At 61.5% G+C, this 8,624-nt stretch carries 8 protein-coding genes; 6 read left to right on the top strand and 2 right to left on the bottom strand.

Going from position 1 to position 8,624, the window contains the following annotated elements; genetic code table 11:
• From AAC035_RS15245 to AAC035_RS15230, 4 genes are all read left to right on the top strand, one after another.
• A partial coding sequence (locus AAC035_RS15245; protein WP_339805634.1) for an ABC transporter permease occupies positions 1-1,491 on the top strand: 1,491 nt, incomplete at its 5' end.
• Between the two features lies 1 nt (position 1,492).
• Complete coding sequence (locus tag AAC035_RS15240) at positions 1,493-2,944, top strand: efflux transporter outer membrane subunit (RefSeq protein ID WP_339805632.1); 1,452 nt, start codon at positions 1,493-1,495, stop codon at positions 2,942-2,944.
• An 87-nt stretch (positions 2,945-3,031) separates the two neighbouring features.
• The gene (locus tag AAC035_RS15235; RefSeq protein WP_339805629.1) at positions 3,032-3,607 is read left to right on the top strand and encodes a hypothetical protein; all 576 of its coding nucleotides are present in this window, start codon (positions 3,032-3,034) and stop codon (positions 3,605-3,607) included.
• A gap of 67 nt (positions 3,608-3,674) precedes the next feature.
• A complete protein-coding gene (locus AAC035_RS15230; RefSeq protein ID WP_339805626.1) occupies positions 3,675-5,210 on the top strand; it encodes an NAD(P)/FAD-dependent oxidoreductase in 1,536 nt (511 codons plus the stop codon).
• On the opposite strand, the gene AAC035_RS15225 is transcribed toward AAC035_RS15230, so the two are convergent.
• Together AAC035_RS15225 and AAC035_RS15220 are read right to left on the bottom strand one after the other, a co-directional pair.
• Complete coding sequence (locus tag AAC035_RS15225; protein WP_339805625.1) at positions 5,195-5,704, bottom strand: methylated-DNA--[protein]-cysteine S-methyltransferase; 510 nt, start codon at positions 5,702-5,704, stop codon at positions 5,195-5,197. The two genes, AAC035_RS15230 and AAC035_RS15225, sit on opposite strands and share 16 nt — an antisense overlap.
• A gap of 39 nt (positions 5,705-5,743) precedes the next feature.
• The gene (locus tag AAC035_RS15220; protein WP_339805624.1) at positions 5,744-6,613 is read right to left on the bottom strand and encodes a DNA-3-methyladenine glycosylase; all 870 of its coding nucleotides are present in this window, start codon (positions 6,611-6,613) and stop codon (positions 5,744-5,746) included.
• A 166-nt stretch (positions 6,614-6,779) separates the two neighbouring features.
• On the opposite strand from AAC035_RS15220, the gene AAC035_RS15215 reads away from it, so the two are divergent.
• Both AAC035_RS15215 and AAC035_RS15210 read left to right on the top strand, forming a co-directional pair.
• Positions 6,780-7,343 (top strand): gamma-glutamylcyclotransferase, encoded by a 564-nt coding sequence (locus AAC035_RS15215; protein WP_339805622.1) that lies wholly within the window; start codon positions 6,780-6,782, stop codon positions 7,341-7,343.
• 175 nt (positions 7,344-7,518) lie between these two features.
• Positions 7,519-8,624 (top strand): cache domain-containing protein (locus AAC035_RS15210; RefSeq protein ID WP_339805620.1); only part of this gene is annotated, 1,106 nt, incomplete at its 3' end.

Below are 8,624 nucleotides of genomic sequence, written 5' to 3'. Positions count from 1 at the left end.
GGCCAGCAGCAAAGGGTCTCCATTGCCCGGGCTTTGATGAACGGCGGTGAGATCATCCTCGCGGATGAGCCCACCGGCGCCCTCGACAGTCACAGTGGCCGCGAGGTCATCAAGCTGCTCAGGGGCCTGTCGGAGGAAGGCTACACGGTGATTCTCATCACCCACGACGCCAAGGTCGCGGAACACGCCCATCGCCAGATCGAGATTGCCGACGGCGAGATCATTGCCGACCCCGGTTCGGCGCCACCAACGTCACCAAAATCCCTGACTGAGAAGCCCCTCAGGCACAACCCTTCGATCCTGCGGGAGCTGGTCCAGGGGGGCCGCACCGCGATTCGCTCCATGACCGGCAATCTGTTCCGTACCGCGCTGACCTTGCTGGGCATTGTCATCGGGGTGGCTTCGGTGATCGCCATGCTGGCCATTGGTGACGGCGCCCGGGAATCGGTGGTGGATCGCATCAGTGCCATGGGCAGCAACCTGCTGCTGGTGCGTCCCGGAGCTCCGGGCCAGGGACGTGGCAGCTGGAACATTGCTACCCTGGTGCCGGAAGACGTGGACGCCATCAATACGCTGCCGAACATCCTGGCGGCTATACCGGAACTGACCGGCAGCCAGACCCTGCGTTTCGGCAACGCCGACCATCAGGCCGAGGTGAACGCCACCTCCTACCTGTTTCCCCTGGCCCGCCAGTGGACCGTGCAGCATGGCACCTTTTTTACTTCGGAAGACGAAGCCAGCTACGCCGCAGTCGCCGTCATCGGCACCACCGTGGTCGAGAACCTGTTCGGCAATCAGGACCCCCTGGGGGAATTCATCCTGATGAACAACGTCCTGTTTCAGGTAGTGGGCGTAATGGAAAGCCGTGGTGCCTCGCCCATGGGGCAGGACCAGGACGATACCGTGCTGGTGCCCTACACCACCGGTAGCCTGCGGCTTTTCGGCCAGCGCCACCTGCGCAATGTGACGGTGGCAGTAGATGACACCTCGCTGATGGACGAAGCCCAGGCCCAGGTGCATCAGATGCTGCTGAGCCGCCATGGCGTCGAGGATTTCCAGATCCGCAATATGGCGTCGCTGATCGATACCGTCTCGGAAACCCAGGATACCTTCACCTGGCTGCTGGGTTCGGTGGCGGCCATTTCATTGCTGGTGGGCGGCATCGGCGTGATGAACATCATGCTGGTGAGCGTCACCGAGCGGACCCGGGAGATAGGCATCCGTATGGCGACCGGCGCCCGCAGCCGCCATATCCTGCAGCAATTTCTGCTGGAGGCGCTGGCGGTCTCTGCTCTCGGGGGGCTGATCGGTGTCGGCCTGGGGCTGGGGGCGGCTGCGTTGTTAGGCAGTCTTGGCACGCCCATCAGTTACTCATTGCTGCCGGTGCTGCTGGCCTTTGGTTGCGCGTTCGGAACTGGTCTGCTGTTCGGTTTCCTGCCTGCCCGCAAAGCGGCAAGGCTGGATCCGGTGGCGGCTCTGGCGTCGGAATAACATGACATCATCACGAGGAGTCACCCCGATCATGGCCATTTTCCCGCCAAGGTTTCTGGTTCGTCCGTTATGGGTTGGTGTGCTGCTGCTGGCGCTGGCCGGTTGTGCCTCCATGGCGCCGGCGGAGCGGCCGGTGACAGACGCCACCGAAGTCTGGAACGCGCCGCTGTCGGATGCCGAAACCAGCCTGCCGCCGGATCCCTTGTGGTGGCAGCGGTTTGGCTCCCCGGAGCTGGACCGGCTGATTGCCCGGGCCTTTGAGCAGAGTCCCGATCTGGCGGCCACTGCCGAGCGGGTGATTCAGGCGGAGCAGCAGGTGCGCATTGCCGGCAGTACGCTGTTTCCCTCCCTCAACGTCAGCGGCAGCAGCGGTGCCCGGATAAATCAGGGTGATGGCAGCAGCCGGCGGTCGGAGTCCACCTCCCTGTCACTGGGAGCCAACTATGAAATCGACCTATGGGGCAACCTGGCGGCGGGTCGTGACGGCGCCGAAGCCTCGTTACTGGCCAATCGTTACGACTATGATGCAGCCCGCCTGAGTCTGGCCAGTGCGGTGGCCACCTCCTGGTTCCGGTTGCTGACGCTGGAGGAGCGGCTGCGGGTGGCGGAAGAAAACCTGAGGATTGCCGAGCGTACCGAGCAGATTGTGGATGCCCGCTTCCGTAATGGCGCGGCCAGCCGCGATGAGCTGCTGCGTCAGCAGACCACGGTGCTGAACCAGCGGGCCAGTCTGGCGCCGCTGCAATTGCAGTTCCGCCAGACCCGGGCGGCATTGGCCGTGCTGACCGGCGCGTCGCCCCTGGGGTTTGAGGCCCAAACCGACAGCGAGGCGCTGCTGACGGTGAACATCCCCGGCATCGAGGCCGGTCTGCCTGCCGACCTGCTGATCCGGCGCCCGGACCTGGCTCGCCAGGAAGCGCGACTGCAGGCGGCGGATGCCAATGTAGAGCAGGCCCGGACCGCCTTCCTGCCAACCCTGTCCCTGACTGGCAATGTTGGCGCTGGCACCACCAGTCTTTTCAGTCTCGCCAACCCGGCAGAGACCGCCGGCTGGACCGTTGCTCTGGCCCAGACCCTGTTTGACGGCGGCCGGCGGGAGGCCCAGCAGACCATCAGCCAGTCTCAGCGCCTGGAACTGGTTGAACAGTATCGCGCCGCCATTCTGGTGGCCCTGCAGGAAACCGACGATGCCCTCGACCGGGTGCAGGTCAGTGCCGGTCAGGAGGCCCTGCAGCAGACCATTAACGGCCAGGCCGCCCGGACTCTGGAACTGACCGAGCTGCGCTACCGGGAAGGCAGTGAGCAGCTGCTGACCCTGCTGGATGCCCAGCGGACCCTGTTCCAGACCCGCGACCAGCTGGTGCAGCTGCGCCTCGACCGGTTGTTGGCGGCAGTGGATCTGTACAAGGCCCTTGGCGGCGGCTGGCAGCCTGAAGAGCAAGCGCTGAACTGATCGGGCCCGGTTCCCAGTGCATCAGCAAGCGGATAAGATGTGGCCTTCCAGACAACACCAAAGAACTGCGGCAGTGAGGATCGGACCATGTTCAGAAAACTTTGCCTGGTGGCGGGCCTGACGCTTTCCTTCAGCGTCGCTGCCAGCAACTCAGCCTATGTGGAGCAGGTGGACCGGCCCATCAAAGCCCTGTCCGCGCAGCAGATTGAAGGTCTTGAGGCCGGCCGGGGTATGGGCTATGCCCTGGCGGCGGAGCTCAATGGTTATCCCGGGCCGCTGCATGTACTGGAACTGGCGGACGAGCTGGACCTGAATCCTGGTCAGAAAGCCCGGACCCAGGCGTTATTCGACGAAATGAACGCGCTCACGTCCCAGTATGGGCGTGAGCTGGTGGAAGCTGAAAGGGCGCTGGACCAGGCCTTTGCAGAGAAGCGGATAACCCAGGATTCGCTGGCCGCCATGCTGCGCCGGATCGAGGAACTGCAGCGCAGTATTCGACTGGAGCATCTGGGCACCCACCTGCGCCAGACCGAATTGCTCACCCAGGCCCAGATCGAAAGCTACAACCGGCTGCGCGGATACCGTAGTGATGATCAGGACGGTCAGGGTAATCAGGGCGACAATGGCCATCGGCACCAACACGGTGGTCACCACCGGCACTGAGCACAACCTGCGCGCAGAATGAGGGCACAGTGCTATCCTCGTTCTAATCAGGAATCCTGGGGCAGCTATGTCATCTCATCAGATTGTGATTATCGGTACCGGTTTTTCCGGCCTGGGCATGGGCATTCAACTGCGCAAGGCCGGCATTACCGACTTTGTCATTCTTGAGCAGAACGACGACCTCGGTGGCACCTGGCACGAGAACCATTACCCTGGCTGCGCCTGCGATGTGCAGTCTGCGTTGTATTCGTTCTCATTTGAACAGAAGCCGGACTGGAGCAGGGAATTTGCGCCCCAGGCGGAGATCAAGGCCTACCTGAAACACTGCGCTGAAAAGTATGGCCTGCTGCCCCATATTCACCTGAACACCCACGTTGCCACCGCCCGTTATTCAGAGCAGGACCGGCAGTGGCAGTTGCAGACCTGCGACAGTGCAGCCATGTGGGCCTACAAAACGCAGAAAGGCCTGAAACCCGGCGATCCCGTGGATCCGGAAGATCCGGATCTGCCTTCCATGGCTTCGATGTCGGCACAGGTGGTGGTCGCCGGTGTCGGCGGCCTCAGCACCCCGGCCTACCCGGATATTCCGGGACTGGAAACCTTTACCGGCAAGCAGTTTCATTCCCAGAACTGGGACCACAGCTACGATCTGACCGGTAAGCGGGTGGCGGTGATCGGCACCGGTGCCAGCGCCATCCAGTTTGTGCCACAAATCGCGAAACAGGCGGCCCGGGTCGATCTGTACCAGCGCACGCCACCCTGGATTGTGCCAAAGCCGGACAGGCGCCTCAGTGAACGCCGCAAATCCCTGTTCCGACGTCACCCCACCCTGATGAAAAGCTATCGCAGCCTCGTCTACTGGCTGCTGGAGGCCAGGGCCCTGGGGTTTGTGGCACACCCGAAGATTCTGAAAATGGCTCAGGGCATTGCCCACCGGCACATCCGCAATCAGATCGACGATCCCGGACTGCGCCAGCAGGTGACGCCGGATTTCCACTTTGGCTGCAAGCGGGTGCTGATCTCCAACGACTATTACCCGGCCCTGACCCAGGATAACGTCCAGCTGATTACTGACGGTATTGCGTCAGTGACCAGTACATCGGTGGTTGACCAGCAGGGTGGAGCGCGGGAAGTGGACTGTCTGATCTACGGCACCGGCTTCCGGGCCCAGGAGCCCATGCCCCGGGGCATGATCTTCGGGCGGGGCGGCCAGGACCTGCTGGATGCCTGGGCCGAAGGCGCGGAGGCCTACAAGGGCACGACGGTGTCGGGCTTCCCCAACCTGTTTATCCTGATGGGTCCCAACACCGGCCTTGGCCATAATTCCATGGTGTACATGATCGAATCCCAGATCCGCTATGTGATGGGTGCGCTTGAGGTCATGAAGCAGAACAACTGGCAGGCACTGGATGTCCGGACCAGCGAACAGCAGGCCTACAATCAGGACCTGCAGGGTCGTCTTGAAAACACCGTCTGGCAAACCGGATGCCGCAGTTGGTACCTCAATGAGAATGGGCGCAACACCACGCTCTGGCCCGGTTATACCTGGCGCTTCCGCCAGCGTACCCGGCAGTTTGATCCTTCCGCCTACAATGTCGAATGACCCAGGTACTTTTGCTCCTGGGCCAGTAACCACTGCTTGCGTTCAATGCCGCCGCTGTAACCGGTGAGGGCGCCGTTGGCGCCGATCACCCGATGACAGGGCACGATAATCGCTATGGGGTTTTTGCCGTTGGCCAGCCCCACTGCCCGTGAGGCCTTGTTGTTTCCGATGCGTCTGGCCAGGCCACCGTAGGTTTCGGTAAGGCCGTAGGGTATGTCCTGCAAAGCCTGCCAGACGGTTTTCTGAAACGGCGTGCCTTCGCCTGCCAGCGGCAGATTAAAGCTGAACAGCTCGCCGGCGAAATAGGCCTCCAGCTGCGCTTTTGCCTCCCGGAACAGGCTGTCGTCCTGTTGAAAGCGATCGTCGCCGGCGACGTCTGGCAACAGCTGCGTGTCCAGTTTCAGTCCAGTCAGAGCTTCGCCATTGCCCACCAGCAACAGCTGTCCCATGGGGGATGCCATCAGACTGTAATAGTGTGTGTTGTGCGTCGTCATGAGCCAGTTTCCTTCTTTGTTTGGTCTCTGGTTCAGCCATCAGCCGCCCTGGCCGAGGGCATGCCAGATATGAAACGCTGCGTAGGCCCGCCAGGGTCGCCAGCGCTGGGACAAGGCTTCCAGGTGCGCCGGGTTGTCCGCCTTCATCCCTCGCAGCAGTCCCAGGTCTGCCTGGGGGAAGGCATCGGGATCCGCCAGCGCCCGCATGGATACATAGTTCGCGGTCCAGGGGCCGATGCCAGGCAGCGCCAGCAGTTGCTGGCGGCACAGCTCCGGGTTTGCGGCCGGCGACAGCACCAGGTCACCCGCCGCCATGACCCGCGCCAGTCCGATAATCGTGTCCGCCCGGCGCCGGGTAATGCCAAGATCCAGCAGCGCCTGCGATGGTAAACCGGCAACCACCTCTGCTTTTGGTGGTAGCCGGTTAATATCGGGAAAGGGCGTGACCACCTCGTCTCCGAAGGCCTCCACCATGCGCCGGAACAGCGTTGTCGCCGCCTTTACCGAGATCTGTTGCCCCAGAATGGCTCGCAGCGCCAGCTCAAAGCCATCCACCGATCCTGGCAGGCGTAAGCCCGGCTGGCGCTGAACCAGAGGCGCCAGCGCCGGGTCAGTGGCCAGGTGCCGGTCGATGACCGGTGGGTTGGCGTCCAGATCAAACAGCTGGCACAGTAACGGTCGCAGTTCCGCCAGAGATGGCCGCAGGCTGGATGAGACTTCTATCTCCAGCGTGCTTCCGGCGACAGGCCGGGCGGCAATCCACCCTGATATGGCACCCATTCTCAGGGTGCGGACATAGCGTTGGCCAATCAGGCCCTGGCTCATGCCATCGCTTCTGGATACCAGAAATCCGGTCAGTGCTTCCCAGGCCAGCGGTGGCTGATAATCCAGACTGCTGTTCAGGTTCATGGTACAAGCTTAGCGCCAACCGGCGTCGCCGTCTGGTCATTTTCAGGCAGTAAACCGAAAATTCTGGCCGGTGACTCAGGGTTGCCCAATTGCAGTTTTTCCGTCGAGCCATCAAGATACGCTCCGATGAATCATTATCTGCAAAGCCCCTGATGCGATCACCACCATGGCCCTCAATACCATTGAACTGAACCGTCAGCGCCAGCCCCTTGATCACCTCGAGGATGTTTGGCTGTTCGGCTATGGCTCGCTGATCTATAAGGTGGATTTTCCGTTTCTGGAGCGGCGTCCGGCCAGCATTGAAGGCTGGGTCCGACGGTTCTGGCAGGGTTCCCACGATCATCGCGGCACACCGGAGGCCCCGGGCCGGGTGGCCACCCTGATTGAACAACCCGGTGCGATCTGTGCCGGCATGGCCTACCGGGTCTCCCCGGACACCTTCGGGCATCTGGACCACCGGGAAAAGAACGGCTATCTGCGTTTCTTTACGGCCCTGCATTTTGCGAATGGAGAGCAGGCCGAGGGTCTGGTGTACGTTGCCGGCCCGGACAACGCCGCCTTTCTGGGCCCGGCACCACTGGCCGACATGGCCCGTCAGATTGCCTGCTCCCACGGCCCCAGCGGCGCCAACGCCGATTATCTGCTGCAACTGTGCGACGGCCTGCGGAACTTGCAGGCAGACGATGACCATGTGTTTGCCCTGAGTGCCATGGTCAGAGCATTGGTCTGATTGTTCCTCAAGACTGGCAGCCGCTGGCAATCTCTGCAGATTCGCTCACAAATGTGTATCCAAAGAGCTCATAACCTTCTTTACGTTACATAATGGAACTGATTTCCGGGATGACTAGTTGCAAAATGGCCGATCAAATTTTGCACATCCCCTGACCCCCTTCGCAGAGATGATTATGCTATTCATTGAAAGATTGCGCATCCGGACGAGACTGCTGATTGCCGTTCTGGTTCCTGTTCTGACCACGGCGGTAGTCATCGGCTGGATTACCATGAATACGCTGCAGGAGCAGGGCGCCCGTGAGATCGCCATGCTCGAACAGGAGCTGATGTCGTCACGCAAAGAGGGTCTTGTGGAGCTGGTGCATACGGCCAGGTCGGTCGCAGTCGCGGTAATGAATGATCCGGATCTGAGTGAACAGGAAGCCAAAACCGAGGCCCGCAACCGGGTCCGTGCCATCGATTTTGGTGCCAACAACTATGTGTTTTTGTTTGGCCGCGACTATAGCAACCTGGCCTTTCGTCCGGACCCCAGCATAGAAGAAGCCATTGTTGAGGATGAGTCCCAGCGCCAGCTGATGGCTGCCCTTTTTGCTGCGGCTGATGGCGATGGCTTCATTCAGTATGAGTGGCTGAACCCGAGCACCGACTCGGACGAGATGGAACTGAAAGTCTCCTACATCGCGAACATCCGCCAGTGGAACTGGGTGATCGGCGCCGGCGTCTATGTGGGCGATATTCAGGTAGCCATAGACCGGGCGCAGGAGAAGGTGGACGAATCGGTCCGGGCGGCGCTGACGTTCATCGCCATTGCCGCGTTGGTTGTGACCCTGGTGGCGCTGGTCTGCGGCATGCTGGTGGGGCAGACGGTAACCCGGCCCATCAAGCGGGTCAGTAACCTTATGCTGGACATTTCAAAGGGTGAAGGGGACCTGACGCATCGTCTGCCGGCAGACGGTACCGACGAGCTGGCGGAGGTCGGGCGCAGCTTCAATGCCTTTGTTGCGCGCATTCAGAAGACGATTCAGGAAGTGAGCGCCACCACCGAGCAGGTGGCCTCGGCGGCGGAAGAGCTGAGCCGGGTTGCCAAAGAAACCCGCGAATCGGTAGACATCCAGGGCTCGGAGACAGATCAGATTGCGTCTGCCATTAACCAGATGGCCGCCACTATCCAGCAGATCTCGAGCAACGCCAGTGAAGTGGAAAGCGCCGCGTCCGACGCCGATCGCATGGCTCAGGAAGGCGGGCAGACCATTGCCAGTGCCCAGCAGTCGGTGAACAC

Origin of the sequence: uncultured Marinobacter sp. (assembly GCF_963974375.1) — a bacterium.
Classification (GTDB): Bacteria; Pseudomonadota; Gammaproteobacteria; order Pseudomonadales; family Oleiphilaceae; genus Marinobacter.
This window is presented reverse-complemented; position numbering and strand designations above follow the sequence as displayed.

Bases quoted from the DNA above. Each gene is read 5' to 3' on its own strand.
- AAC035_RS15220 (WP_339805624.1), bottom strand. From the start codon at position 6,613: ATGAACCTGAACAGCAGTCTGGATTATCAGCCACCGCTGGCCTGGGAA.
- AAC035_RS15225 (WP_339805625.1), bottom strand. From the start codon at position 5,704: ATGACGACGCACAACACACACTATTACAGTCTGATGGCATCCCCCATG.
- AAC035_RS15215 (WP_339805622.1), top strand. From the start codon at position 6,780: ATGGCCCTCAATACCATTGAACTGAACCGTCAGCGCCAGCCCCTTGAT.
- AAC035_RS15235 (WP_339805629.1), top strand. From the start codon at position 3,032: ATGTTCAGAAAACTTTGCCTGGTGGCGGGCCTGACGCTTTCCTTCAGC.
- AAC035_RS15230 (WP_339805626.1), top strand. From the start codon at position 3,675: ATGTCATCTCATCAGATTGTGATTATCGGTACCGGTTTTTCCGGCCTG.
- AAC035_RS15240 (WP_339805632.1), top strand. From the start codon at position 1,493: ATGACATCATCACGAGGAGTCACCCCGATCATGGCCATTTTCCCGCCA.